At 56.4% G+C, this 25539-nt stretch carries 25 protein-coding genes; 16 read left to right on the plus strand and 9 right to left on the minus strand.

The features are described from left to right. Nucleotides 1–31: 31 nt before the first annotated feature. The 6 genes from ndk to SH661x_RS20865 all read right to left on the minus strand — a co-directional run bounded on the left by ndk (nt 32) and on the right by SH661x_RS20865 (nt 6475). Entirely contained in the window at nt 32–499 is a 468-nt protein-coding gene (ndk, locus tag SH661x_RS20840; RefSeq protein WP_437225652.1) for a nucleoside-diphosphate kinase, read from the minus strand. A gap of 62 nt (nt 500–561) precedes the next feature. After that, the gene (carA, locus tag SH661x_RS20845; protein WP_437225655.1) at nt 562–1710 is read right to left on the minus strand and encodes a glutamine-hydrolyzing carbamoyl-phosphate synthase small subunit; all 1149 of its coding nucleotides are present in this window, start codon (nt 1708–1710) and stop codon (nt 562–564) included. Between the two features lie 164 nt (nt 1711–1874). Then, on the minus strand, nt 1875–2147 hold the full coding sequence (locus SH661x_RS20850) for a hypothetical protein (RefSeq protein ID WP_437225658.1): 273 nt from the start codon (nt 2145–2147) through the stop codon (nt 1875–1877). Between the two features lies 1 nt (nt 2148). After that, nucleotides 2149–4200: a transglutaminase-like domain-containing protein gene (locus SH661x_RS20855; RefSeq protein ID WP_437225660.1), complete on the minus strand. Its 2052-nt coding sequence runs from the start codon at nt 4198–4200 to the stop codon at nt 2149–2151. After that, entirely contained in the window at nt 4200–5438 is a 1239-nt protein-coding gene (locus SH661x_RS20860) for a DUF58 domain-containing protein (protein WP_437225662.1), read from the minus strand. The genes SH661x_RS20855 and SH661x_RS20860 overlap by 1 nt, the downstream gene beginning before the upstream one ends. Next, nucleotides 5435–6475: an AAA family ATPase gene (locus tag SH661x_RS20865; RefSeq protein WP_437225664.1), complete on the minus strand. Its 1041-nt coding sequence runs from the start codon at nt 6473–6475 to the stop codon at nt 5435–5437. The genes SH661x_RS20860 and SH661x_RS20865 overlap by 4 nt, the downstream gene beginning before the upstream one ends. Before the next feature lie 261 nt (nt 6476–6736). Here SH661x_RS20865 and SH661x_RS20870 point away from each other — a divergent pair, with 261 nt between their 5' ends. The 16 genes from SH661x_RS20870 (at nt 6737) to SH661x_RS20945 (ending at nt 16583) form a co-directional block, all read left to right on the plus strand. Further along, nucleotides 6737–7492, plus strand: coding sequence for a DeoR/GlpR family DNA-binding transcription regulator (locus SH661x_RS20870; protein ID WP_437225666.1), 756 nt, complete (start codon nt 6737–6739; stop codon nt 7490–7492). 32 nt (nt 7493–7524) lie between these two features. Then, nucleotides 7525–8256: a phosphate propanoyltransferase gene (gene pduL / locus SH661x_RS20875; protein ID WP_437225668.1), complete on the plus strand. Its 732-nt coding sequence runs from the start codon at nt 7525–7527 to the stop codon at nt 8254–8256. A gap of 112 nt (nt 8257–8368) precedes the next feature. After that, on the plus strand, nt 8369–8659 hold the full coding sequence (locus SH661x_RS20880) for a BMC domain-containing protein (protein ID WP_437225670.1): 291 nt from the start codon (nt 8369–8371) through the stop codon (nt 8657–8659). Between the two features lie 121 nt (nt 8660–8780). Beyond that, nucleotides 8781–9044, plus strand: a complete 264-nt coding sequence (locus SH661x_RS20885) for a BMC domain-containing protein (protein ID WP_437225672.1) — start codon at nt 8781–8783, stop codon at nt 9042–9044. An 87-nt stretch (nt 9045–9131) separates the two neighbouring features. Further along, on the plus strand, nt 9132–9536 hold the full coding sequence (locus SH661x_RS20890) for a four helix bundle protein (RefSeq protein ID WP_437225674.1): 405 nt from the start codon (nt 9132–9134) through the stop codon (nt 9534–9536). Between the two features lie 13 nt (nt 9537–9549). Beyond that, complete coding sequence (locus SH661x_RS20895; protein ID WP_437225677.1) at nt 9550–10737, plus strand: acetate/propionate family kinase; 1188 nt, start codon at nt 9550–9552, stop codon at nt 10735–10737. Between the two features lie 34 nt (nt 10738–10771). Further along, the gene (locus tag SH661x_RS20900) at nt 10772–11128 is read left to right on the plus strand and encodes a four helix bundle protein (protein WP_437225679.1); all 357 of its coding nucleotides are present in this window, start codon (nt 10772–10774) and stop codon (nt 11126–11128) included. A 51-nt stretch (nt 11129–11179) separates the two neighbouring features. Beyond that, a complete protein-coding gene (locus SH661x_RS20905) occupies nt 11180–11491 on the plus strand; it encodes a EutN/CcmL family microcompartment protein (RefSeq protein WP_437225681.1) in 312 nt (103 codons plus the stop codon). Between the two features lie 77 nt (nt 11492–11568). Next, nucleotides 11569–13080, plus strand: a complete 1512-nt coding sequence (locus SH661x_RS20910; protein WP_437225683.1) for an aldehyde dehydrogenase family protein — start codon at nt 11569–11571, stop codon at nt 13078–13080. Nucleotides 13081–13141: 61 nt separating this feature from the next. Then, the gene (locus SH661x_RS20915) at nt 13142–13510 is read left to right on the plus strand and encodes a four helix bundle protein (protein WP_437225685.1); all 369 of its coding nucleotides are present in this window, start codon (nt 13142–13144) and stop codon (nt 13508–13510) included. Nucleotides 13511–13558: 48 nt separating this feature from the next. Next, nucleotides 13559–13816 carry a EutN/CcmL family microcompartment protein gene (locus tag SH661x_RS20920; protein WP_437225687.1) on the plus strand — a complete coding sequence of 86 codons (258 nt, stop codon included), beginning with the start codon at nt 13559–13561 and terminating at the stop codon, nt 13814–13816. A 101-nt stretch (nt 13817–13917) separates the two neighbouring features. Continuing rightward, nucleotides 13918–14619: a hypothetical protein gene (locus SH661x_RS20925; protein ID WP_437225689.1), complete on the plus strand. Its 702-nt coding sequence runs from the start codon at nt 13918–13920 to the stop codon at nt 14617–14619. Between the two features lie 62 nt (nt 14620–14681). Continuing rightward, nucleotides 14682–14963: a EutN/CcmL family microcompartment protein gene (locus SH661x_RS20930; protein WP_437225691.1), complete on the plus strand. Its 282-nt coding sequence runs from the start codon at nt 14682–14684 to the stop codon at nt 14961–14963. Between the two features lie 53 nt (nt 14964–15016). Beyond that, a complete protein-coding gene (locus SH661x_RS20935; protein WP_437225693.1) occupies nt 15017–15259 on the plus strand; it encodes a hypothetical protein in 243 nt (80 codons plus the stop codon). Continuing rightward, the gene (locus SH661x_RS20940) at nt 15256–15639 is read left to right on the plus strand and encodes a type II toxin-antitoxin system VapC family toxin (protein ID WP_437225695.1); all 384 of its coding nucleotides are present in this window, start codon (nt 15256–15258) and stop codon (nt 15637–15639) included. Before SH661x_RS20935 ends, SH661x_RS20940 begins: the two co-directional genes overlap by 4 nt. 68 nt (nt 15640–15707) lie before the next feature. Then, nucleotides 15708–16583: a class II aldolase/adducin family protein gene (locus tag SH661x_RS20945; protein ID WP_437225697.1), complete on the plus strand. Its 876-nt coding sequence runs from the start codon at nt 15708–15710 to the stop codon at nt 16581–16583. A 77-nt stretch (nt 16584–16660) separates the two neighbouring features. Here SH661x_RS20945 and SH661x_RS20950 read toward each other — a convergent pair whose 3' ends face one another. The 3 genes from SH661x_RS20950 to SH661x_RS20960 form a co-directional block, all read right to left on the minus strand. Next, complete coding sequence (locus SH661x_RS20950; RefSeq protein WP_437225699.1) at nt 16661–17437, minus strand: FliA/WhiG family RNA polymerase sigma factor; 777 nt, start codon at nt 17435–17437, stop codon at nt 16661–16663. Nucleotides 17438–18021: 584 nt separating this feature from the next. After that, nucleotides 18022–18426: a hypothetical protein gene (locus tag SH661x_RS20955; protein ID WP_437225701.1), complete on the minus strand. Its 405-nt coding sequence runs from the start codon at nt 18424–18426 to the stop codon at nt 18022–18024. Between the two features lie 201 nt (nt 18427–18627). Then, nucleotides 18628–24951 (minus strand): alpha-2-macroglobulin family protein, encoded by a 6324-nt coding sequence (locus SH661x_RS20960; RefSeq protein ID WP_437225703.1) that lies wholly within the window; start codon nt 24949–24951, stop codon nt 18628–18630. Nucleotides 24952–25539: the final 588 nt, after the last annotated feature.

The raw sequence follows: 25539 nt of genomic DNA on the forward strand, positions 1-25539 counted from the left end.
TGTTACCGAGAGAGCTCAACAGAGCTGCTGGTTATTTCTCGTCGCTGGCGCAGACCCAGTCGGCCAGCGTCGTCGAGTATTCCAGCACTTCTTCAGGCTTGAAGTAGATGCTGATTTCCCGGGCAGCCGCTTCAGGACTGTCGCTGCCGTGAATCAGATTCACCTGACGGGACAGGCCGAAGTCTCCGCGGATGGTTCCCGGAGCGGAATCGCGTCCGTTGGTTTTTCCCATCATTCCACGGACCACGGCGACCGCTTCCGGACCTTCAACCACAAGGGCGACGACCGGTCCGGAGGTAATGAACTCTTCGAGCATCGGGTAGAACGGCTTGCTGACGTGCTCGGCATAGTGCTGTGCTGCCAGTTCCTTGGTCACGTGCAGCATCTTCAGCCCGAGCAACTTCAACCCGCGTTCTTCAATCCGGGTGAGGATGCGACCACACAGGCGGCGTTGAACAGCGTCGGGCTTGAACAGAATGAGCGTCTTTTCCTGCGGCATGAATGAACCTTGAAGAAATAAAGAGAGTCAGTGATGGAGATCGTGAGTGAACCGGAGTCGACCTATCGGGACGACGAGGCGCTCATCATGTCGAGGAACTGGCCGAACAGGTAATGACTGTCATGCGGGCCGGCGGAGGCTTCCGGGTGATACTGCACGCTGCTGGCCTGCAGACCCAGATGCTGAATCCCCTCGACGGTCTGGTCGTTCAGATTGACGTGCGTGACCTGAGTCCCCTGCGGCAATGAATCGGCATCGACCGCAAAGCCGTGATTCTGAGAGGTGATTTCCACCTGTCCAGTCAAGACGTTCAACACCGGCTGATTCGCGCCCCGATGGCCGAACTTCAGTTTGTACGTTTCGCCCCCCAGTGCCAGCGCCAGCAGCTGATGCCCCAGACAGATCCCGAAGATCGGCTGTTTTCCGAGCAGATCGCGAATTGTGTTGATCGCGTAATCCAGCGGTTCCGGATCGCCGGGTCCGTTGGAAAGGAACACACCATCGGGACTGTGCGCCAGAATTTCACTTGCAGTGGTCGATCCGGGAACGACCGTCACCCGGCATCCCAGTTCCCGCAGGTGACGGGGAATGTTCCACTTCATCCCGTAGTCGATCGCGACCACGTGGGGGCCGGAAGTTTCTCCCCCTTTGCGGCGGAACTCCGGCGTCGTTTCATTGAGGAATTCCTGGTACAGACCGGTGTTCCAGTCCGCCGTCGACTTCGGCATCACTTCACGGACCAGATCCTGTCCGACGAGTGCCGGGCTGCTGCGGGCCTTGGCCACCAGCGACTGGTCATCCAGATCGATGGTGGACAGCACGCCGGTCATCGCCCCCTGGGAACGAATCCGGCGGACCAGTGCCCGCGTATCGATCCCTTCCAGACCAATGACGTTGTGCTCTCGCAGATATGCGTCCAGCGACATCTTCGAGCGGTAGTTGCTCGGTTCGTGACACAGCTCCCGGACGACGAATCCACGGAGTGAAAGTCCTCCGCTCTCCACATCTTCCGGGTTGATTCCTGAATTCCCGATCAACGGATACGTCATCGTCACGATCTGGCCGTTGTACGATGGATCGGTCAGAATCTCCTGATAACCAGTCAGGCTGGTGTTGAAGACCACTTCGCCGTAAACCTCGCCATCAGCACCGAATCGGGTGCCGGTAAAGACGGTTCCATCAGCGAGAGCGAGTTTTGCGGGTGCGGACATACCTGCCTTTGATACTGCGAAATTCTGCGTGTTTGAGATCTCTATTTATAGTGTTCCCGCCCCCGGGCTGTCACGAATGGCGGAAATTTTTTCTCAACTGAGCCACTCCGCAGCTGCACAGTGCCCGTGAAAAAATCCCCTCGCCAAGCCACATCGGGCGATTTTCAGGGAACGACATCTTCCAGCCGGGAAATACTGACGACCTGACTTTTCAGCACGTAAACCTGCTTTCGATTGACCCCGATACCATGTCGGCGGCAGTCCAGCACATACAGATCACGTGTCGTGCTGGTATCCCGCAGATCGTGGACATCAGCATCTTCCAATACAAAATACTGCGGGCCCTCTGACGCCAGGGTCCCCAGAATGACGTAAGGAGCCGACATGTCCAGGACGATGGCTGAGCCGACGATCTCTTCCAGTGGATGTTCGAGCATTTCACTTGCGTTCACGGGAGACTTTGGTCTGCCGCGCCAGCTGGCGACGGGAATCGCGGACAGCCTCGATGGCCTGAGTTTCCAATGGCCGGGCCTGAAACCGCAGGGAGACGTAATGACGGTACCACTCCGCCAGCGACTGCGACGTATTGATCCGGGTCTCGCTCTCCACTCGACTCGCGAACTGAAGCAGACTTTCTTCCACCGGCCGGTGCAGACCGCGCCGGGCGAGGAATCGATCCATCCGCGCCCGCTCGCGCGTGAGGGGAATCATCGCCAGATCGATCCGATTTTCATGACGCTTCCGGTTCAACAGTCGATTCACCGAGAACTTGATCACCAGATACATCAAGCCGGCGAGCGGCACAAAAAACAACACCATACGGCCATACTTCTGCCCCAGCGTCAGAATGATCCCGGATCGCAGAAATTCCGAAAACTGCATCATCGCCGCCTGACCAAAGGTGTACGACGACTTTAAAGGCGTCAGCTCTTCCCGGGCGGGAACCCCTTCCATCGGAGTGGACTCCACAGTCACCCACGTCTGCAGCGACTCGTCGTACGCTTCCACCCATGCGTGCGCATCTTTTCGCAAAGCAAAGTAACTGCCGTCCACGGGATTCTGGCCTGACACAACATACCCCGTCACATAACGGGCAGGAACATTGGCCAGCCGCAGGAGGATTGTTGTCGCAGTGGCGAAATACTCGCAGTGGGCTGCCGGGCGAACGGAAAGGAAGTACGCCAGCCGGTCCGTTCCCCGAGGGACTCGCAGGTTCAAGCTATACGTGTAATTCCGGTGAAAGAAGGATTCGACAGCTCGAATCTTTTCCGCAGGAGTTTTCGCCCCCGCAAAGACCTCCTGAGCCGTTTTCACGACCACTGGACTCAGCCGATCCGGCAGCGAAAGAAAAATCGGGTTCACTTTGTCACGGGGAACGCGAGGCTCTTCGCTGATGAGCGCGAGATACGAATCCAAGAGCGACTTGCCGTCCCGCTCGACGATTCCATTGGAATCCCGCTTCACCGATTTGCAGTCACACGCCAGGACACTCGTTCCCAGCGGAAGAAAGAAATGCGCCGAGGAAAACTCGTCCAGCGGCCAGACCGTCATGGTGGAGTAATCGTCCGGCCATCTCTTCTGAAGCAGGTACACGGACTCATCCGGATACAAGGCGCGAATAGGAGGAACCTCCGCCTGCGGAGTGAGAATTTCTGAGGGCTCGGACGCCTGCCAGTTCCGATACGAAAACTGAGTGAAGACCCGGCCGCGCAGATACCCTGGATAAAAAGAGGCATCAATCTTCAATGCCACTTCATCCCCGCCCATCTGCTTCAGATGCGAGATATCGTGCAGCCCCCCTTTGCCGGAAAACCCGTTCCCCGGGTGCCCCACCCGTCCCTGGTAAAGATATTCCGACATCCAGAATTCCAGGCGGTTGGCATATTTCAGATACAGGTTCGCCAGAAACCAGCCCGACGCCAGGGAGGAGAAGATGACCCCCGTGAGCGCAATGCGACGCAACCACTCGCGACGACCGGCCGCCGAGGGGGTCTTCGTGCGGCAACTGATGGCAAACAATGACCAGCAGGCAAAATAGACCAGCACCAGCCAAAGCATCCAGGCACTGTTTTGGTAGCTGACGCGGATGTCGCCCGCGAACACCAGACTCGTTCCGGAGATCGCCAGATACCAGATGGGGAGCTGGCGTTCATACTTTTTGATAAACAACAGGATCAGCTGGCAGGCCGTGCAACATAACGTCACCTCATAGGCCACGTTGCTGCCGATGAACCCCATCGCGACAAACTCTTCTTCGCGAAACTGGTGCTGAATCACGAAGTACGTGATGACGACCGCAAACGCGATGCTCACAGGGATGGGGAACTGCAGTCGCAGACGGGGAGCGATCCATCCCAGCAATGCGAACGCTGCAATGGGCATCAGCACCGACTTCATCAGCAACGTGATCGCCGCACCCTGAATCAGCAACAGGGCCACCGCGGCCGTCCGATTCAAGTTCGGCCAGATCGAACGCGAACTCGCATCCATTACAATGTACACACTTCCCCCTGGAGAACCTGTCTCGACTGGAAGTGTGAATAGTATTCATCAAGCGGGAAGGGGCGAGTCGGGGGACGGTCACGCACCAGCAAGACCCGTAATGCACAGCCGCTTTGAATGATGCGATTGACCAGCTCTTCCCGGGATTCATCCCAGTCCAGAAAAACGCAGACAATCACAGAGATCGATTCCAGCGATTCTCCGATCGCCGGCGTGAGCTTATCGAACGGATTAACGTTTGTGGGATCGACTGCCGCCAGGATTTCCAGAATCGATTCCAGAAACGTCTGGGAAGCGTCTCCCGACTGAAAGAAAAACAGGTCGGGCCCAGCTGCGAACAATTCAATGGTCGTTCCGATGCGGTCCAGCGAATCCGCCACCGCGGCCGTCAGACTGATTGCCGCTTCCAATTCGTTAGTCGCGATCTGCCTTTTGAAAAGCGGAGTTTTGGAAACATACGTATCGAGCACGATGGCCACGCGCGAGCAGAATTCGTCCTGATACTCACGAACGATCGGCTTCCCGACGCGAGCCCAGGCTCGAAAGTCCAGCCGCTTTGTCGGCTCGCCGGGAATGTAGTCCCGGTTCCCGACATACTCCGCTGCGTTTCCGGAATGTGAATCCAGCAGAATTCCCCCGTGTTGATAGCGGTGAGAAATCGGAATATCGAGTTCTTCGAGAGAATGAAAAGCTGGAACAACACTGAGCTTGTGCGGGGGAACCGGTGTCGCCCCGGTGCGCATAATGTTCAGCGGGAATGTGCTGTGAACATAGACGTCAGAGAGAAGAAATTCGCCCCGCTGATTGGCTCGCAGCTGAACCGGCAGCGTCGCAGATTTTCCTCGCCGGATCATGCGGACCGTAGTATCCGGAGCGATGTGCTGAACCCCGGAAGGAAGGATGAAGCAGCCGCAACAGATATCAAAGACCGGCAGGAAACCACGATTCTCGACTGTCAGCAATCCAAGCGCGGTATCGCCGGCAGTCATTTTCTCCGGAAGCGAGCCCGTGATCGTCAGCCGGGGGCGAACCATCGCTCCGCAGATTTCCGCGACACCGAACAGCGCAACGATTCCACAGAAAATCTGATAGATCGGAATTTCGGTGGTGATGATTCCGATGGCACTCAGAAACATCAGAAACACTGCCATCCGCCCGACAGGGGTCAGCTTGAACTGGAAAAAGAATGCGATTTTTCTTGCCAGCCAGCTGGGCTGCCGTTTCATGTGGGCACCGGAAGCTGTTTCACGATTTCCTGAATAATCTGATCCTTGGTCACACTTCCATAGCGTGCCTTGGGAGTCAGAACCAACCGATGCGCCAGAACGTAACCGGACATCCGCTGCACATCATCGGGAACGGCATAATCCCGTCCCGCGAGATAAGCACATGCCTGCACCGCACGGAAGAACATTAACGATCCACGGGGACTGACCCCGAGTTTCAGCAACGGGTGGATGCGGGTTTTGGCGACAAGGTCGACCATGTACTCCGCAATCGAACGTTCCACTCGAACATTGCGGACTTCGGTCTGCAGTTGAATCACAGACTGCATCGAGAGAATCGGTTCGATCTCGTGCTCATCCACCTCGACAGCACGGTCATAAAGGATTTCAACTTCCATGTTCCGGTCCGGATACCCCACTCTCAACAGGACGAGAAAGCGGTCCAGCTGGGCTTCCGGAAGTGGATAGGTCCCATGAAAATCGACGGGATTTTGCGTCGCCAGCACCAGGAATGGATGCGGCAGGCGATGGCGGACCCCTTCAATCGTCGCCTGCTCTTCACTCATTGCTTCGAGCAGTGCTGACTGTGTTCGGGGAGAAGCGCGGTTGATTTCATCCGCGAGCAGGATGCTGCAGAAAATCGGCCCCTTCTTGAAATTGAAAGAGCCGTCTGCGGGATTGTAGATCGATGCTCCAAGAATATCCGAGGGGAGCAGGTCCGGCGTGAACTGCACACGGCGGAACTCCGCATCCAGCGCCTTGGCGAGTGTTTTTGCCAGAGTCGTCTTCCCCACCCCGGGAACGTCTTCCATCAGGACAGAGCCGCCAGCCAGCAGGCTGATCAGCAGAATATCAATGGTGTCTTCCTTTCCGCGAATGGCTGCATTGAGCCGATTTCGCAGAAGATCGATCGCCCCTTGACGTGAGCCTGGCTGAGGTGGGCCGGCATGACGCGGCAGACCGGTAGCATGATGCGGCTGTTTGGGCCGCGAGTGCGCCAAGTCAGGTGAGTTGCTGGAAAGCGCAGAAAATTCCATTCAGACCGACTTTTCCGGTTGGACTAGGTTCTATCGCGGGCCCGTGACATTCACAGCAGATTGCATGAATGTTAGCCGAAGAGACGCCGACGTTTCCAACGCTTGCGGTGAATTTCATGCAGAAACGACCGAAAACTGGCGCCATGACATGACAACTTATGAAACATTCTGAAACATACTGCTTGAAAATGCCACCAATGGGCGATATCATTCTCTGATCACTTGTGAATATACGGGCCTTGCGGGGACAGGAGACTTCGGATGTTGCTGGACCAACGCCGCACGAGCGTCCTCGACATCATTGAAAACAAAGGATTTGCGTCCCTCAAGGAGATCGCGGACGCCATTTCCGTGAGTGAATCCACTGTCCGACGAGATTTGGAACATCTTGAAAGTATTGGGCAGGTCCGGAGGACGCGAGGTGGAGCTGCCTACGTCGGAGAGTCACTTTCCGGTTTTGAGGATCGGCGCAGTCAGGCGCTTCGGGAAAAACAGAGGATTGGCCGCTGCGTCGCTGAACTGATCGGGTCCGGCGAGACGATCATTTTGGATGGGGGAACAACCACTCTGGAAGTGGCGAAACATCTCTCGGGAAAGTCGCTGCAGGTCGTGACGAACTCACTGCCGATCGTCAATCACCTCGTCAGCGTGTCCGATATCGAGCTGGTGTTTCTGGGAGGGTATCTCTATCCCAAGACCGGGGTGGCCTTGGGGGGATTGACGGTTGCGGCGCTGAAACAGATTCAGGCGCGGCGACTGATCATGGGGGTTGGCGGGATCACCGAGGCGGGGTTGTTTAATTCCAACTCTCTCCTCGTGGAAGCAGAACAGCAGATGATGGCTTCTGCCGATGAAGTCATTGTCGTGGCAGACAGCAGCAAACTCGGTCACTCCGAACTGACCCGGCTTTGCGGACTGGACAGCATTCATCGGCTGGTGGTGGATTCCGGAATTTCCGCCGAATGGCGGTCACGGATCCGGGATTTTGGAATTGAACTGATTGTTGTTGAAGAGTGATCGCACTTTGTGCGGGACACGGAGCGGATGGAATGTCAGCAGTCGAAGTGAACGGCCTGTCCAGAAGCGACATCGAAAGCGTTGTGCGCGCGGTCCTCTCCAAGCACGCGCCCGCTTCGGCGAACAAGTCTGCCCCGGCAGCAAAAAATCAGGCTCCTAACCCGCTCGTGGTCAATATCTCGGCCCGTCACTGCCACCTGACGGATGAACACATCGAGATCCTCTTCGGCAAAGGGCACAAGCTCAATCCGACGAAGTGGCTCTATCAGGAAGGCTACTACGCTGCGGAAGAAACCGTGGCCATCGTCGGCCCGCGCCGCCGCATGCTGCCGGAAGTGCGCGTGCTGGGACCTTCACGCGGTGCTTCCCAGGTGGAACTCGCGTTTACGGATTCAATCTCTCTGGGACTGGACCTGCCCGTCCGCATCAGTGGTGATGTCGCGGGGACACCCGGTTGCCTGCTGGTCGGCCCCAAGGGAAGTCTCGAACTCAAAGAAGGTGTCATCCGCGCGATGCGGCATGTGCACATGTCCCCCGCAGACATGGCCTGGTACGGCGTGAAATCCGGTGAAGCCATGCAACTGCGAGTGGAATCTCCCGCCTGTACGACGGTGCTCGAGAATCTCGTTGTGCGTGGCGGAGACGACAAGATCAAACTGGAAGTCCACCTGGACACCGATGAAGGCAATGCAGTGAATCTGACCAAGGCCACGAAAGTGGACTTGCTGAAAGTGACCGGCAGCGAATGTGGCTGCCACAAATAGTTGTCGGCCCACAGCGATCAGCTGTCAGCAAGCCGACCAGAGATGCATTGGCTGCTGACTGCTGAAAGCCGACCGCTGATATCCCCCTTTTAACTCTTCGGAGAATGACAAGATGGCTCGCGTGAATGAAGCGCTGGGAATGATTGAAACCAAGGGTCTGGTCTGCCTGATCGAGGCCGCTGATGCAGCTCTCAAGGCTGCAAACGTGACGATGGTCGGCTGGGAAAAGATCGGAAGCGGAATTGCCACGGTCTTCCTGACCGGTGACGTCGCTGCCGTCAAGGCTGCTGTGGACGCAGGTGCCGCTGCTGCCAGCAAGATCGGTGAAGTGCAGAGCGTGCAGGTGATTCCTCGCCCGCACGAAGATCTGGGATCGATCCTCCCGAAGAAGAAGGAAGGCTAAGTCCGGTCGCTGTTCCAAGGATGGACCTGTGATTTCAGAAGTTCCGTGGATTGCGCCGAAGCCGTCTTCGCCCGCGCCCCCAAGCCCTCGCACGATTATTGCTCCCTTAGGAAGTCGTCCCATGAATGAAGCCATTGGTCTTGTCGAAACGAAAGGACTGATCGCGGCGATCGAAGCCTCTGACGCGATGCTCAAGTCCGCCAACGTCACTCTTGTCAAACAGGTCAACATCGGCAACGCCTTTATCACCACAGTGATCCGCGGCGATGTCGGTTCCGTCCGCGCCTCGGTCGACGCCGGTTCCGCCGCCGCCAGCCGGGTCGGCGAACTGATCTGCGCCCACATCATCCCCCGCTCCGCCGACGGACTGATGGAAAACTTCTAAGAGCCCGAAGAGCATTCAGCGGCCAGCTGTCAGCCAGATATGCCAGGTGCGAGATCGGTGAAAGGTTGTATTCGCGGAGTTTTTAGAATGAGAGACTTCCGTCAGTTCAGTGTGTGGCGTAAATCGCACGAATTGACTTTGTCTGTCTACCGCGAGACCGCATTTTTCCCCTCCCATGAAGTCTATGGTCTGACAAGTCAGCTGCGACGGAGCAGTGTCAGCATTGCTGCCAATATCGCGGAAGGATGCGGGCGACATTCGGATGCCGATTTTGCTCGTTTCCTTTCACTGTCGGCAGGGTCTGCGTGTGAAAACGAGTATCACCTTTTGCTCGCAAGAGACCTTGAGTACCTGCCTGCGGATACTCACTCTGCACTGGGCGACGTTGTCGTCGAAGTTCGAAGAATGCTCGCCGGGTTAATCAAGAAACGCAGATTCATCCATAAACTTCCTCAGGAGCAGCTTTCAGTTTTGCTGAAAGCTGACCGCTGAAAGCTGACCGCTAATGAAGGTGCTCGTTGCCAATCTGGGGTCTACCAGCTTCAAATACCGGCTGTTCGACATGGAGTCGGAAGAACAGCTGGCACGTGGAGCCATCGACCGTATCGGCCAGCCGGCGGATTCGGTCTGCGTGGCCGAGATTGGCAGTCACAAGCAGGAATCGACGCTGCGAATTCCGGATCACGCTGCTGCGGTACGAATGTGCCTGGAGCAGCTGACCCATCCGGAATTTGGTTGCCTGATCTCCGTGGATGAAGTCTCAGCGATCGGGTTTAAAGCCGTTTTCGCAGGTCGCCTGAGCGGGATCCGCCTGGTGGACGATGAGCTGCTGAAGACCATGGAAGACCTGGCGGATGTGGCACCTGCTCACAATCCGCCCTACGTCAGAGCCATGCGGCAGCTGCGGGCGTCCTTCCCCGAGATGCCGCTCGTGGCAGCTCTTGAAACAGCGTTTCACGAGACGATTCTCCCGGAATACCGGACCTATGCGGTCCCGTACGAATGGACGGAACAGCACGAGATCCGACGTTGGGGGTTTCACGGCGCCAGTCATCGCTTTATCGCGACCCGGACAGCTCAGCTGCTGGAACGCGAAGACGCGAAGATCATTTCCTGCCATCTGGGGGGAAGCAGCTCGATCTGTGCGATCGAGGCAGGCCAGTCCCGATCGACATCGATGGGGATGACTCCGCAATCCGGATTACCGCAGAACAATCGGGTCGGAGATTTTGATCCCTTCGCCCTGCGACTTCTGAAGAGCCGGACAGGCAAAGATTTCGAGACTCTGCTCAACGAACTTGCCAGCCAGGGTGGACTTCAGGGTCTGAGTGGAATTTCTCCGGACCTGCGGGACATCGAGAAAGCAGCTGAGCTCGGAAACGAACGGGCCCAGCTGGCGATTGGAGTTTATGCAGCGGACATCAAGAAGTACGTCGGGCAATACCTGGCGGTGCTCAACGGTGCAGACGCCCTGGTTTTCACGGGGGGGATTGGAGAAAACAGCTCGCTGATCCGCCGACTGGTCTGCGAGAACATGACCTACGCGGGCATCGAGCTGGACGTCATCAAGAATCAGACATTGAAAGGAGAGGTCAACCTCTCAGCACTCAACAGCCGCGTGCAGATCTGGATCGTGCCGACGAACGAAGAACTCGTCGTCGCCCGCCAGACGGCGAGGGTGGTTGAAGGTTGAGGGGTTTAAGGTTGAAGGTAGAAGGGCCGCTGCGATGTTTGGTTTTGAACGACTGGAAGCATGGCAGTTGGCGATCGAACTCTCCGATTCCGTTTACGCCGCGACTCGATCCTTTCCGTTGGAGGAACGGTTCGGGATCACAAATCAGATGCGACGTTCATCTGTTTCAATTGCAGCCAACCTCGCAGAAGGGAGTGGTAGAGGAAGTAACCGTGAGTTTGTTCGATTCATCCAGATTGCTTTTGGTTCACTCATGGAAACGATTTCGCACCTAACCATTGCTCGGCGCCAGGAGTTTCTACAAGAGTCCGACTTCGAACGTCTCTACAGTCAAATGCAGAGGCTCGCCAAGGTCCTTTCTGGCTTACGAGCAAGTCTTTCCAAAGAATAAGCCCCCTTTCCTAACTCAACTTTAAACCTTCAACCATAAACCCTTCCACCCATGTTCCTCGCAAAAATCACCGGCAATCTGACAGCCACTCAGAAGGTCCCCAGCATGGTGGGGCAGAAGCTGTTCATTGTCGAACCGCTGCGGGTGGATGAGCAGGCACAGGATTCACTGAAGTCGACCGGCCGCACGTTTATCGCTGTCGATACCGTCGGGGCCGGCGAAGGAGAAGTGGTGCTGATCGTTCAGGGATCGAGCGCCCGCTTCACCGATGAAACCAAGACACTCCCCATCGACTGCGCGATCATCGGCATTGTCGACAACGTGCAGATGGGGACCAATTCAATTTACAAGTCAAACTCGTAAACGTTAATCGTCGAGGATTGAGCGTTTCACGAGATCGAACCCCGTCCATCGCATGAACGGGAATGAAGGAGCAAGAGATGCAAGCGAACGAAAACACCATCCGCGCCGTTGTGGAAGAAGTTCTTTCGGAACTCGGCAAGAAGCCCAAAGTCAACGGAATCCCCGGCCGCATTTACGGCCAGGGTCCCAAGAAAGACAGCGGAATCCCCGTTCTCTCCGCCGGGACAGCTCTCCCCTCGGGCGGTTACCACTCCAGCAGCCGCGGGAATTACGGCGTTTTCGACAATGTGAATGACGCTGTCGCCGCCGCCAACGAAGGCTACGCACAGCTGCAGAAAAAGACGATGGCCGACCGCGCCAAGGTCGTGCAGATCGTCAAAGAGATGTGCGAGAAGAACGCGGAAGCCTGGGGACGGGCCGAGATCGAAGAAACGAAAGTCGGCCGACTCGATCACAAAATCGAGAAGCTCAAGATCATCAAGCTTGTTCCGGGAACCGAGTTCCTGAAGACCGACTGCTACAGCGGCGACAACGGACTGATGATCGAAGAGTACGCCCCGTTTGGCGTGATTGGAGCCATCACACCGGTGACTCACTCTCTGCCGACGCTGGCTGGGAACATCATCAACATCGTGTCCGCTGGAAACTCGGTGGTGTTCAACCCGCATCCCAGCGGAGCGAAGATTGCCTGTGCCGGCGTCCAGGCGTTCAACAAAGCTTTCGCTGAAGCGATCGGCATTGAAAACCTCGTCACGATCATCAGCAAGCCGACCATCGAAACCGCGAACGAAGTGTTCAATCATCGCGGTGTCAAAGTCCTGCTCGTGACCGGCGGACCGGCTGTGGCTCGTGCCGCCCTGCAGGCATCCAAGAAAGCGATCGTCGCTGGCCCCGGCAATCCTCCGGTTGTCGTCGACCATACAGCGGATCTCGAAAACGCTGCCAAGTGCATTGTTCAGGGTGCCTCTTACGACAACAACCTGCTGTGCATCGGTGAGAAAGAAGTCTTTGCTGTCGAAAAGATTTTCGAACCACTCATGGAAGCCATGAGCCGTCATGGCGGATACCGGCTGAATGCTCAGCAGGTCGAAGCCCTCACCAAAATCGCGTTCATTCCCGCCAAGGAACCGGGCGCTCACCCCGGTCTCAACCGCGAGTTGCTGGGACAGGATGCTTCCGTGATGGCAGCCAAGATCGGCATCAAAGTTCCAGCGGGAACTCAGCTGCTGTACGGGGAAACGGACACCTCGAATCCGTTCGTCCCGGAAGAGCAGATGATGCCCTTCCTGCCGTTCGTGCGGGCGAAAGATACGAATCACGCAATCCAGCTGGCTCACGAGTTCGAGCATGGATTCGGGCATACCGCCATCATCCACTCACGTGACGTCCACACGATGACCCAGATGGGCCGACTGATGAACACCACGTTGTACATCAAGAACGGCGCGAGCATGGCTGCCCTGGGCCTGGGCGGAGAAGGCTACCTGTCCTTCAGCATCGCCACTCCGACCGGAGAAGGGGTGACCACCCCGCTGACCTTCACACGCAAACGCCGCTGCTCGATGGTGGGAGAGCTGCGAATCGTTTGAAGTGTTGAGTGACGAGAGTTGAGAGTTGAGTGTTGAGTGTTGAGTGTTGAGTGAGGGCCAAATGTCTGGAAAGTTTCGTTTTTATGAGCTCGATGTCTGGCGAAAAGGCATTGACTACGCAGAGCTCATTTACCAGATCACCTCTCGCTTTCCGCAGGAGGAGAAGTTTGGACTGGTGAGTCAATTGCGTCGAGCGGCTGTTTCAATTTCTTCAAATATCGCCGAAGGAAGCAGCCGGTCGTCAAAGGCGGACTTTGCAAGGTTTATAGAAATTGCATACGGGTCGACAATGGAGTCCGTTTCGCAACTTTGCATCTCTGTGAAGTTGAATTTCATCGGCAGAGAGGAATTCGATCACGCGACACGCCTTGCGGAAGATGTTTCCCGAATGCTGAGCGGCCTGCGAAAAAATCTTCAGACCTCTAAATGAGACCTGTATCTTCACACTCAACACTGATCTCTCAACACTCAACTCTCCATGAACTTAGCCCTTGTCATCGGGAACGCGACTTCCACCGTCAAGCATTCATCCATGAATGGCTGGCGGTTGCTGGTCGTTCAGCCTTTGACCGCTGACGGGGGAGATGACGGTGAACCGTTGCTGGTGATCGACAGCCTGGGAGCCCGCATCGGCAGCGAAGTCATCATTACCTCCGATGGCAAAGAAGTCAGTGAAGCCATGAAATCGAACAACACCCCCGTCCGCTGGATCGTGATGGGTCAGCCGGATGGTTGAACAGAGAAACGCATTCCCTCGGGATTGCAGCTCAACGAAACACACTCAACGAAAGATCTGCAGTTTCGAGATTCGAATTCCGAGTTTCGAATGTCCCTAAAATGTCTCTTTCTTCAGAAGCGATCGACCGGATTGTCGCCAACGTGCTGAGTCAGCTCAGCCCGGCCACTCCCGCTGCCACTCCCCGGCCTCAGCCGTCAGCAACACCCGCCAAGCCAACAGGCGGACAGATTTCATTCACAGGTTCTGTGATTACTGCTGACGTTCTGGAACAGGCTGCGGAACGAAGCATTGTCACGGTCCACCCGAAAGCGATCATCACCCCGGCTGCCTGGGACACCGTCAAACTTCGTCAGCTCCAGCTGCAACGGGGAGTGGCGTCCGGATCAAAATCACAATCGGTAGGCGACGCAACGGGTGTCACTCCCGCTGAGACTGGCATTCAGCCGTTGCTGATCGTCGTTCGCAACACGAAGCCGGTCGAACAGCTGTGGGAAGGGCTTGCGGGAAGATGGAAGAAAGAGCTGCTGGGTTGTCCGGACGATGCAGCCAAGCTGGCGATCAGTGAAATCAGCCGCGGTGGTGCCCAGGCTGTCGTGATTCTGGCCGAGCAGACCCATCGGGCCGCCTGCCTGGCCAATCGTCATGAAAAAGTGAAGGCAGTGGCGGTCCGGGATGTCAGCGACGTGAAAGCGGTTCGAAAGGAACTCCGGGCGAATGTCTGGTGCATTGATTCCGGAAGCCGTTCCTACTTCGAATTGAAGAACTTGATCCAGCAGATTCAGAACGAGCCCAAGAAGTAAACGCGTCCAGGTGGGACTGCGGCTGAACAGCGATACGAACTCCTTATTTCAAAACATCAAAAATGCGAATCGGCGAAGTGATCGGACGAGTGACTCTTTCCCGCTGTCATCCAGCGGTGCAGGGAGCGGTCTGGAAACTTGTCGTGCCGCTGAGCCGAAGTGGACTCAAGGGAGATGTTGCGGGCCGCGGCGAGCCGATGATTGTGTACGACGAACTGGGTTCCGGACCGGGATCGTTGATTGCCATCAGCGACGGAGCAGAAGCCTCCGCCCCGTTCTACCCGGAAGTCAAACCGTTGGATGCCTATTGTGCAGCGTTACTGGACGAAATTCGAATCCCGTAAATGAAAAATTTGAACCGCAGGCACAACGCGCATACAATGCAGGCATGAAACGCATGCAGTACACAATTCGATCCGTACCAGAGCACGTTGACAGGGCGCTTCGAGAGAAAGCCGAGCTCGAGAAGAAGAGTCTAAATACCATTTTGTTGGAAGCGCTGGAACAGGCAGCACATCAGCCAGAGCGACCAGTCATTCACCACGATCTCGATTTTTTGATCGGGAGCTGGGTCGATGATCCCGAGTTTGACGAGGCCATGAAGCAATTCGAAAAGATCGATGAGGAGATCTGGAAGTGAGACTGGCGCTGGACTCAAACGCCTACACTGACTACGTCCGGGGAGTTCCGGCGCGAGTTCAGGCAGTCCAATTTGCCTCCGAGCTCCTTTTCCCTGTGATCGTGCTGGGAGAGCTGCTTTCAGGGTTTCGAATGGGGAAGCAGGCAGCAGCAAATGAGTCAGCATTGCAGCTTTTCCTTCGATCGCCTCGAGCTTCCATACTGCCAGCGGACCAGGAGACAGCGAAGCATTACAGCTACCTCACTGACCTGCTTCGAAGACAAGGAACACCCATTCCGACCAACGACATCTGGATCGCAGCCATCGTGCAACAGCATGGGCTGGTCCTCTGCACCTCGGACACACATTTTCGGCACGTGCCGCACTTACCGACCTGTTAGATCAAATCAACCTGAATTCACCATTAACGACCCCGGGCAGTTCGCCCGGACAAGCAAGGACAGACGACATGTATCACCCCCTCTTCAATAATCCGGAGATCAAGGAATGGATCTGCGAGATTGGTCGCCGCGTTTACAACAAAGGTTTCGCTGCTGCCAATGACGGCAACATCTCCTATCGCGTCGGCGAGAACGAAGTGCTCTGCAGCCCCACCATGATCTGCAAGGGGTTCATGAAGCATGAAGACATCTGCATGGTGGACATCGACGGCAAGCAGCTGGCTGGAACCAAAAAACGCACCAGCGAAATCCTGCTGCACCTGACCATCATGAAGCATCGTCCGGACGTGAAAGCGGTCGTCCACTGTCATCCGCCTCACGCCACAGCCTTTGCCGTCAGCCGGGAAGCCATTCCTCAGTGCGTGCTGCCGGAGATCGAAGTGTTCATGGGCGAAGTGCCTCTGGCTCCCTATGAAACTCCGGGAGCACAGGGTTTTGCAGACACCGTGGTCCCATTCCTGAAGTCCTCGAACACGATCATCCTGACCAATCACGGGACCGTCACGTTCGGGAAGACGCTGGAAGAAGCCTACTGGAAGACAGAGATTCTGGATGCGTACTGCCGCATTCTGATTCTCTCGAAGCAGCTGGGTGGCATCACCTACCTGAACGAGCAGAAGTCCCGCGAGCTGCTGGACCTGAAGAAACGCCTCGGGTTCGACGATCCGCGATTCCATCTGGAAGACTGCGACCTGTGCGGAAACACCGCCTTCCAGGAAGGGTACAAGTCGGTCAACGCTCCGCAGCCGCAGACGGTCGCTTTTGATCCTCCGCCGAAGTTCCCGGGCTATTTGAAATCCGCATCCAACTCTGTGGGTGCAGATCCCGAACTGCTGGTCAAAGCGATTACTGATGAAGTGCTGGCGGCCCTGCGTTCGAAGTAACGTAGCCGAGACCTGAAGGAACAAAAAAAGCCGCACACGTCATGGTGTGCGGCTTTTTCGTTTTATCTTCAGTTCCGTTACGCAAACTCGGGTCGGCGTCGGCGAAGTTGATCTTTCAGGCGGGCGACGATGCTGGAGTGCATCTGGCTGACGCGGCTTTCGGAAAGTCCGAGCGTCTGGCCGATTTCCTTCATCGTGAGTTCTTCGTAGTAGTACAGGATGATGATCAGCCGCTCGTTCCGGTTGAGCCCTTTGGTGACGAGCTTCATCACATCCCGCTTCTGGATCCCCAGAGTCGGGTCTTCACCCTTCATGTCTTCGACAACGTCGATTTCCCGCACGTCTTTGTAGCTGTCGGTCTCGTACCACTTCTTGTTGAGACTGACCAGACCGACGGCACTGGCTTCGGTCTTGAGCTTCTCGAAGTCATCGAGGCTCATTTCCATCTTGCGGGCAAGTTCCGGATCGGTGGGGGGACGTCCCAGACCCGCTTCCAGTTCTTTTCGGGCGGCTTCCAGCTTGCTGGCTTTGCTGCGAACCAGACGGGGAACCCAGTCCATGGTGCGGAGTTCGTCCAGCATGGCCCCGCGGATACGTGGCACGCAGTACGTCTCGAACTTGACTCCACGGTCCATATCGAAGGCTTCGATGGCGTCCATCAGTCCGAAGACTCCCGCGGAAATCAGATCGTTCAGATCGACTCCGTCAGGAAGTTTGGCCCAGACACGTTCGGCATTGAAACGGACCAGCTGGAAATAGTTCTCAATGAGACGATTCCGCAGATCCTGATTCATCTGGTCTTTTTTAAACTCTTGCCAGACCGTCTGGATGTCTTCTTTGACCCTCATGGTCATAAAACTCCTCCGTGACCTCATGTCGTCGCCGGAACCGAAAAGATCGACGCACCCGGTTGCCCGACGAAGTTCGTCGCAGCGAGCGCAGGCATCCTTGATCCTAATATCGGTTCAGCGAGAAGAGCAGTTGAATGCGATTGTTACAATTGTTGTGATCGTTACAGATTGACTGAAAACGCCTGTATGAACGACTGGTTGCGGGATGGAATTCCGAGGTGGGGTTGCGATGGACTTCCAGCGCCAAATTTCGGGAGGTCAAGTGCCGACCGCAGGGCTGCCTCTGGTGAGATGCAGTCACACGGTCCTCATCTGGATTCGAAAATGCAGGGTGGAACGGCACGTTCTTGTGCCTTTGGCCCGTCTCGTCGATTCCGCAACAGGTTGTGTCTGGCGGAGGCGGGTAGATATCGGAAGCAGCGGGCGGCTGTCCAGTTGCCTCGTGAGAAATTCGTTACGGACCAAAGCGGGTCCGCAAAAGCTGCCGACCCGCAGATCCAGAAAGGACTTGCGGGTCGGAGAACAAGCGAAATCTGCTGGTTGAACGATGGGGGCTGCCGCACTCAGCGGGCGGCCCCGTCGTGATCCTAATAGCGGATCCGGACAACGCCCCGGCGGGGGTAGACCCGGACGCGGGCATAGGGGTCGACCACTGGCACGACCGGGGTGACCACGGTCGGGACGTAGTAGCTGGTCTGGGTGACGACCGGGACAGGAGCCACCACCGGGCTCGCCACGGTCGTGGTGGTCGTCGTGACAGCTTCAGTCGCGACGACCGGAGTGATCGTCTGAACGTTGTAGCTGTAGGCGGCCGGCGTCACGTATCGATAGGCAGGTGCGTACTGCACGCCGGTCGGAACCGGTGAGTAGACCGGGCCGGCGACCACCGGGAAGCCGATGTAGCCGCTCGGAACATAGTAGCCCTGGGCATTTGCCTGCCCCGCCCACAGACCGACGACTGCTGCACACAGCCACAATTTCGATCCTCGCATTGTCTCTCTCCTCAACTTGTGAAACTCGGGTGTTTGAGCAATTTGTATCGCTCAGCAGGATACTCCGGCAACTTCTGCCTGTCGAATCTGAAATCGCCCCTGCCCAGGAGATTTTCACGGATCAAATCGAGCCTCTGTGAGATCGACCGTTTTGCCACGCACTTGAAATGTGTGGCAAAACGGCATCACGTTCCGGACAACTCAATTCCCTTCCGCAGACTTCGGGAGATCTTCAATCCGCAGCTTCATCTCGTCCGAGTTCGCTCGCAGTTCCGGAGCGTACATCGCGTGGGCCTGGGTCGGCAGCGCGCTGAACTGTCCCGGGATTTCCGCACGAACACGGTAAGAGACGGAATGTTTCCCGCGAGCCAGCTGGCGGAGGAAGAACGCGACCTTCTGATCGCGAAACTCCACGTAGGCTCCCAGTCCCCCGGAGGTATAACCGCTCTGCAGGTCGACCGATTCACAACCGGCAGCCTTCATGTCTTCGAAGACCACATACTCGTAATCGTTCTTGGAATCGATCTCGAGTTCGATCTCGATCAGGTCTCCGCTGACGACTTCCTCCAGACTCTTCAGTTCCTCCCGCTTGTACTTCAGGATCGACTGATCGATCACCTGGCCCCGGTCGCCCGCAACCGCTTTGGTGGCCTCTTTGTCCTGAACCAGCCGGTAATACTTCCGCCCGACCTTGATCTCCAGACCCGCAGCGGTGATGAATTCTTCCTTAGTGAAGTTCGTCACGTAGGCGTTGTAGTAGAGAGGAGACAGGGAATTGGGGTCAGGGGTCAGGGATTTTCGTTTGAGTTCCAGCTTGTGTTTGCCGGCGGTAACTGCTTCCCCTTCCAGGATGAAACCGTTCTCAAAGGTGAAGAGGACTTCCGGGGTGATCTCAACGGTCTGTTTGAGTTCCCCATCCAGCCAGACTTCAACCTGCATGTTCGGTTTCCCTTCCCCGGAAGCAACCAGATATTCCGCCAGAGCTTCGATGCAATAGGCGGTGTCGCGAGTGCTGTTCCAGTAGGTCCCGTGCCGGCGGTTGTTGATCAGGTATTTGACCAGTCCGGAAGCTTTCGGGTCTTTGACATTCACCCGGGTGAGCAGCTTCAGGTACTGGGCATTCGCTTCGACGGTATTCCCGTACCAGTACCACCAGTAGTTGTTGTTCGGCAGATCGAGGAACGCGGTCTGGTTTTCCTCATCCACTTTGATGAACTGATCGATGTTCTTGACGATCATGTCCCGCTGTTCGATCGCTCCGATCTCGTGCAACGCCAGCCCGAGCAGAGCCTGCGAGTACAGTGAGACCTTCAATCGATCACGGTACAGGAACCGCTGCATCTCGGCTTCCACCACTTTGCCGTCGACCAGCACGGAGAAGACCATGGCATCCATGTCGTCGCATTGAGTCTTGAATCTCTCTTTGCGTTCCGGATCCTTCTCATGGCGTTCCCCTTCCTGCAGCAGTGCGATCTGCTCAGCCTGATACTTCTTCAACCAGGCGATCCCGTTTTCCAGCACCCCTTCGGTCAGGGCGACGTCGTTCTTCACCGCCAGCTGCAGACCGTGGACGACCACAGCTGTCGTGTGGGCGTACGATTGTTCCTGGAATCCGGAGAACCAGCCCCACCCGCCGTCGCTGTTCTGCATGGCGGTGAGGTCTTTCACCCCGGTCTTGACCATCGCTGCCACCTCGTCGGCATCAAACACGGGATTACGATCGAACCGTTTCCACTGCTTCGCCCGCTCAGCTGGATCGCCGATCTCTTGAGCGTTCAGATTCGTTCGCTTTTCCTGAATCGCTTTCAGGTCGAGTCCCATATCCAGCAGGATGTGCTGCGTGATCACCGTCGGCACGAAGCGATTCAATGTCTGCTCGGTACAGCCATACGGATAATCCACCAGATACGGCAGAGCGTCCACCATCGCCCCGGCCAGTGTCGGCAAGTACCGAACTTCGATGCGGGACTGCTCCGGCTGTCGGTCTTCCGGCACGGTGAATTCCACAACGCCAGTCTCAACGTCTGGACGAATCACCCCGCTGAACGATTCTGTCTTCAGGATGCCATGCACGATCACGGGGAAAGTCATCTGCATCGCGTCCGACTCTTCATCGGTGAGCGCCTTCATGGTGATGGTCGCGTTGCCGGGTTGAACTGCTTTGACTCTCCAGTCCACGCGGTGTTCGCCACCAGCGGGAATGGTGATGGTGGTTGAAGGTTTAAGGTTGAAGGTTGAGTCGCCTACAGCGTCCATCAGCGTCAGCGTTTCCCCTTCCAATGCCAGTTCGACTTTCACTTCCTTCTCGGTCTTCAAGTAGTTGTGAACGACGGCGGAAAGGACCACTTCATCTGTTTCCACGAAGAATCGCGGAGCCTGCAGACGGACCACCAGATTCTTGGCGGTGACGACTTCGCGGGTTGCTTCACCGACGTCGGTTCCGCCGCTCAGTCCCCAGGCGCGGATCTTCCAGCTGGAAAGATTCTCCGGCATGTCGAAGGTCACCTTCGCGATGCCGGACTTGTCCGTGACGATGTCTGCCTTCCAGAACGCGGTGTCTGCGAAGTTGGTGCGGACCGTCGGTGCGACCATGTCGCCTCCCCCACCCGCAGCAGCTCCGTTGGCGGATTTCTCCATGGCAGCGTCGGCGGCGAAACTCGCCAAAGGAGCGGCTGCTGGGGCTGCCATTTCGTTCATCATCTGCATGCGGCCGCTGATCCCTCCTCTCAGACTTTTATCGAGGCTGCGAACCGGAACTCCGGCCATGGCGATGTTTTGATCTCTATCAGCAACCTCTCCTCCGAACACTCCCAGGTTCTGCATGCCCGTCTCGTTATTCGCGAGCAGCTGGTGGAACCAGTGCTGCAGGTTCGTTTCGGAATTGGGATTCGTCGACCGACGCCATTTCCAGAAGAACTCCTTGATCTCCGTGACGTTCGACCCGCCGGAGATGTATTCGACAGCCCGGTCATACACGCTGAGCAGCACCGCTCCGACGACCGGTTCCCCTTTGAGGTCGGTCACTTTGACTTCCACTTCCGCCTTTGCTCCGGGCAGATAACTTTCGGAAGAAGAGACCACTTCGACATTCAGAACTTTCTGAGTCGGCGGGACCATCAGCTCCTGAATCTGATCGTAAAGTTTCCCCTGGCTGACGGTGATCGCTTCCACGAAGAAGTTCGGCATGTAATTCGCCTCAACGTCGATTTCCACCAGCGTGCTCTTGCCGGTCAGGGTCAAGACCTTCGGCACCGTTTTGGCAATGCCGTTGGTTGGGCGCACGAACAGCAGCACGGTCGAACCGACACGATTGGTGTTGACCATCAGCCGGACTTTTTCACCCGGAGCATACGTCTTCTTGTCAGCGACAAGCTCGAGATCGTTGAATTCGAACTGTGATCCGTCGAAGCCTTGTCCGCGAATCACGAACAGGTAGCCCCCTTCGATGAACTTCCCTTCTTCACCGCTGGGGAGTTTGAAAGAGAGTCGATACTGCCCCCCCTCGCTGGCAGTGATTGTCTGTTCGGCGAGCCCCTCATCATTGGTGGAAAGATCCCATTCCTGGGCCACGGTCTCGACCGGCTTGTCGTCCTTGTAAGTAATCTTCAACAGCTGCAGTTTTCCGGCACCAGCGATTCCTTTCCCGTCCAGCGAACGGGCCTGGAACTTCGCTTCGATCTTGTCGCCGACGTTGTAGTAGCCGCGATTCGTCCAGGCGAAGATCTTGAATGGCTCACGAGAGACCAGCACCTTCCCGCTGCCGACAATCGTGCGGCGCGAGGCATCCGTCACTTCCGCGGAGATGGAATACTCATGGTCCTGATCGCTGTGCAGAGCCTTGGCAAGCGACGTGTCGATTTCAATCTGGACGGTTCCATCCGGCCCGATCTCCACTTCCTGATCGAGGATCAGTTCCGGCGGATTCTGATTCCAGTGGATCCAGCTGGGGCGGGGAGCAATGCAGCCCCACGCACGGAAGCCGGGGTACCAGTTGTAATCCGGGGAGAACCACCAGTACCCATTGCCGTACAGCCAGTCCCAGGGGTCATACGGGAACCACGTCGTGTCGTGCGTCGATCGTTCGACTTTGTATTTCACACGGGCGCTGGTGACCGGTGCCCCGTAATAGTATTTCGCCTTGATCGTGGCGGTGATCTTGTCCCCCAGCTGCACCGGCTTCTCTGGAGCGTCAACCGTCACTTCAAATTCCGGCTTCTTGTATTCCTCGACACGAAACTGGTTTGAGCCATGGACCGGTTGCAGACCAATTCCTAAGCCCGTAAGTCCATTTCGAAAATTGGGATCCAGGTAGATCTGATAGCTTCCCAGCGCGGCCTGTTTAGGAAGTGCATACTCACCAGCCAGCCCACCGAACTCATCCGTTTCGAACACCTGGCTGAAGACTTCTGTCCCTTGCGGGTCGTTGATCTTCACCTGGAACTTCTGTTTGGCGAACTTCGAACCTTGGTTCTGATCGTACTTCACCTCACGGATCCAGAATTTGAACTGCACTTTCTGGTCAGGACGGTACACCGGTCGATCAGTGACAATGTAGGTTTTGGCTTCGTTGTAGCGAGGATCATCGATCTTCGAGTACCAGATTCCGCTGAAGCCCAGATATGCAAATCGTCCGTCATCAGTCTTCGCCGTCGCGAGCCACTGGTAGTTCGGCTGGGCAATCTTTTCGTCCAGCACGATCATGCCGTCCGGATTGGTGAACTCCGCGAATTTCTGGGTGAGTATCCGGGGCTTCTTGGCGTTCTGGTCATATTCCTGCTTCCCGCCGAAGAACTGCACGTGAGCATGGTTGACCGGTTTGCCGGTGACGGCGTCCGCTACGTAGTAAAGCATCTTGTTGGAGAGAGGCTTCTTGACGATCGCGGTATCGTTCAGCCAAAGAATGATGCGGGTCGTATTGCCGTCCGCAATTTTGGCGGTGACGAGATAGGCTCCCGCCTTCTGCAGCGGAGTCGTCACGGTGATCCGACGATCGAAATGATTCTCACGCGGCTGAAGTTCAAGAGACCAGTCGGCAACTTTCTCGCCCAGATACTTCCGGTCGTTCTGATTCACCAGCTGGTAGCCGATGTTGCCGATCTGCATCTTCTGCCAGTCGAGTTCCTGCGGCTTCGTCTCCAGATACTTCTGAACGTCGCCGATCAGTTCCGGGATCTTGATGCGGTGGGCTTCGAAGGAAACAGACTTCGCATTTCGAAACTTGAAGTCGACAGTCGCCCCACTTCCGGCAGCGGTACTCATCACCGGTTCGAACTGTCCCCAGGCTTTGATGATCTGGTCAAGACGGGCCTTGCGTCCTTCAGGCTGCTGGGGGAAACGTTGCAGACTCGCCTGCCAGTATTTGGCGGCTGTGGGGTACTGCTGCCGGTTTTCGAAGATGCTGGCCAGAGCATCCAGCGACTGCTGCTGATAACTCTGGTCCGAGCCGTTCGCGTCTCCAGCGATGTCCTTGAAGATCTTAATGAAGTTGAACTCATCCGGCAGAGAAAATCGCTTCACACCATTTGCCAGACGGGCAATCGTTTCATCATCTTTCAGACCGGGAAGTGACCATGTCCCCTCATCGTCTGGTTTGCTGCTCTCGGAACTTCTCGGCAACGAGATGCCCCACTGCTGCAATGTCTGGACACCGAACTGTCCATGAAGAAATGTCGCGAACAGATACCGGGACTGGTTCTTCATGGCGGGGTTGAATTCCGCCATCTGCTGCAGGCACCAGCGCCATCGTTCACCATCTGTCTTCGCAGCATCGAACGATTCGGGGATCTGAATGAAGATGGGGTTGCCTTGCTCGTCGACCGGAGCCCCGCGAGATTCGCCTCCTCCGTAACCTCCGAATCCGCCGCGGAAGCGCCCACGTCCAGTAATGGCTTCCGGGTAATCGGGGAGCGTCTCAAGACTGGTCAGGTCCTGCAGCTGCCAGGCCTGCTGCCCTTGCAGTGCGAGCAGGTTCGCAAACTGGAAGTAAAAGTTCGCCTTTTCGTTTCCAGGGAGATCCTCCGGGAGTTTGAGTCGCGCTTGATTCATCCAGATGATGGCCTGAGCGCGATCCCGCTCCCAAGTGTTCACAAACGCTCCACCCCCACGCTGATTTCCCCGGGAGAATTCCCCAGCCACGATGAAACCGTAATGTTCGGCGTTGTCAATGAGAGATGCTGCCTTGGCATAAATCCGCCAATCCTCAGGATGAGCATCGATGGCCTTCTGGAATAAGGCATCATACTCCGACTGTCGCTGAAGCTGTTGAAGACAGTTCACAGCCTGCCGCAGATCTTCGGGAGCCAGGAGTGGATCGGTTTTCGGATCGAGAGCGAGTTTCTCGAAGATGACATAAGCATCCTGGTAGTTCCCGTCCTTCTGGAGCTTCTCCGCCTGTTGACGTTGATCCTGAGGTGAGGGCTCGGCAGCCATGAGGAAGATCATCCCGGTGCAGGCAAGGGTCAGGGTGACAGCAGACAAGCGGACCCAGGCAGTTTTGAATCCCGGGAAACTGAGCAGCAGCGACATGGCTTTCCTTCGCAATTCGACTCCATCACAACGCGAAAACGCGACTGGTCACGACTTGAAGCGATGTTCGCCTGCCCGCGTTTCACCGTCGCCGGGAAGCGGACGGGAAACGGTCTCTTCAGTCATGACGGCTCCAACAGCCGCGCACTGACCTCTTAGATAAACCTTCCCGCCGAAAAGTTCCATGAGTTCGTGTCGGATGCGGGAAAGAATTTGGGTGAAATCCGATTCTGCGTCCGAGCCCTTGGATACAGAATTTTCCCACGTATTGATTGACATCGTCGTGATTGTCGGCGACGATTGACGAACGAACACCCACAGTCTGTCTCGAGCTTGACGAATATTCCGGCAAATCATGATCGCACGTTGATCAGCTGTGGAGCAGAGTCAGGGAGACTCATGACATCACGCCGATGAGGGCCCCCTGCCGGTCGAAGTCACTCGATTCACCAAACTGGATCAAAGTCAGTATTGTTCCCGGCCTGCGATGGCGGATTCAATCTGACGGTTGTGCGTGAGAATCAAAACCCATCTCGTTTCACTCCGTTTCGATATCCCCACTCCCCACTATTCAATAAAGAGGCAGAT

The organism is Planctomicrobium stercoris, assembly GCF_051465655.1.
Lineage (GTDB): Bacteria > Planctomycetota > Planctomycetia > Planctomycetales > Planctomycetaceae > Planctomicrobium.

Bases quoted from the DNA above. Each gene is read 5' to 3' on its own strand.
- ndk (WP_437225652.1), bottom strand. From the start codon at position 499: ATGCCGCAGGAAAAGACGCTCATTCTGTTCAAGCCCGACGCTGTTCAA.
- carA (WP_437225655.1), bottom strand. From the start codon at position 1,710: ATGTCCGCACCCGCAAAACTCGCTCTCGCTGATGGAACCGTCTTTACC.
- SH661x_RS20850 (WP_437225658.1), bottom strand. From the start codon at position 2,147: ATGCTCGAACATCCACTGGAAGAGATCGTCGGCTCAGCCATCGTCCTG.
- SH661x_RS20855 (WP_437225660.1), bottom strand. From the start codon at position 4,200: ATGGATGCGAGTTCGCGTTCGATCTGGCCGAACTTGAATCGGACGGCC.
- SH661x_RS20860 (WP_437225662.1), bottom strand. From the start codon at position 5,438: ATGAAACGGCAGCCCAGCTGGCTGGCAAGAAAAATCGCATTCTTTTTC.
- SH661x_RS20865 (WP_437225664.1), bottom strand. From the start codon at position 6,475: ATGGAATTTTCTGCGCTTTCCAGCAACTCACCTGACTTGGCGCACTCG.
- SH661x_RS20870 (WP_437225666.1), top strand. From the start codon at position 6,737: ATGTTGCTGGACCAACGCCGCACGAGCGTCCTCGACATCATTGAAAAC.
- pduL (WP_437225668.1), top strand. From the start codon at position 7,525: ATGTCAGCAGTCGAAGTGAACGGCCTGTCCAGAAGCGACATCGAAAGC.
- SH661x_RS20880 (WP_437225670.1), top strand. From the start codon at position 8,369: ATGGCTCGCGTGAATGAAGCGCTGGGAATGATTGAAACCAAGGGTCTG.
- SH661x_RS20885 (WP_437225672.1), top strand. From the start codon at position 8,781: ATGAATGAAGCCATTGGTCTTGTCGAAACGAAAGGACTGATCGCGGCG.
- SH661x_RS20890 (WP_437225674.1), top strand. From the start codon at position 9,132: ATGAGAGACTTCCGTCAGTTCAGTGTGTGGCGTAAATCGCACGAATTG.
- SH661x_RS20895 (WP_437225677.1), top strand. From the start codon at position 9,550: ATGAAGGTGCTCGTTGCCAATCTGGGGTCTACCAGCTTCAAATACCGG.
- SH661x_RS20900 (WP_437225679.1), top strand. From the start codon at position 10,772: ATGTTTGGTTTTGAACGACTGGAAGCATGGCAGTTGGCGATCGAACTC.
- SH661x_RS20905 (WP_437225681.1), top strand. From the start codon at position 11,180: ATGTTCCTCGCAAAAATCACCGGCAATCTGACAGCCACTCAGAAGGTC.
- SH661x_RS20910 (WP_437225683.1), top strand. From the start codon at position 11,569: ATGCAAGCGAACGAAAACACCATCCGCGCCGTTGTGGAAGAAGTTCTT.
- SH661x_RS20915 (WP_437225685.1), top strand. From the start codon at position 13,142: ATGTCTGGAAAGTTTCGTTTTTATGAGCTCGATGTCTGGCGAAAAGGC.
- SH661x_RS20920 (WP_437225687.1), top strand. From the start codon at position 13,559: ATGAACTTAGCCCTTGTCATCGGGAACGCGACTTCCACCGTCAAGCAT.
- SH661x_RS20925 (WP_437225689.1), top strand. From the start codon at position 13,918: ATGTCTCTTTCTTCAGAAGCGATCGACCGGATTGTCGCCAACGTGCTG.
- SH661x_RS20930 (WP_437225691.1), top strand. From the start codon at position 14,682: ATGCGAATCGGCGAAGTGATCGGACGAGTGACTCTTTCCCGCTGTCAT.
- SH661x_RS20935 (WP_437225693.1), top strand. From the start codon at position 15,017: ATGCAGTACACAATTCGATCCGTACCAGAGCACGTTGACAGGGCGCTT.
- SH661x_RS20945 (WP_437225697.1), top strand. From the start codon at position 15,708: ATGTATCACCCCCTCTTCAATAATCCGGAGATCAAGGAATGGATCTGC.
- SH661x_RS20950 (WP_437225699.1), bottom strand. From the start codon at position 17,437: ATGACCATGAGGGTCAAAGAAGACATCCAGACGGTCTGGCAAGAGTTT.
- SH661x_RS20955 (WP_437225701.1), bottom strand. From the start codon at position 18,426: ATGCGAGGATCGAAATTGTGGCTGTGTGCAGCAGTCGTCGGTCTGTGG.
- SH661x_RS20960 (WP_437225703.1), bottom strand. From the start codon at position 24,951: ATGTCGCTGCTGCTCAGTTTCCCGGGATTCAAAACTGCCTGGGTCCGC.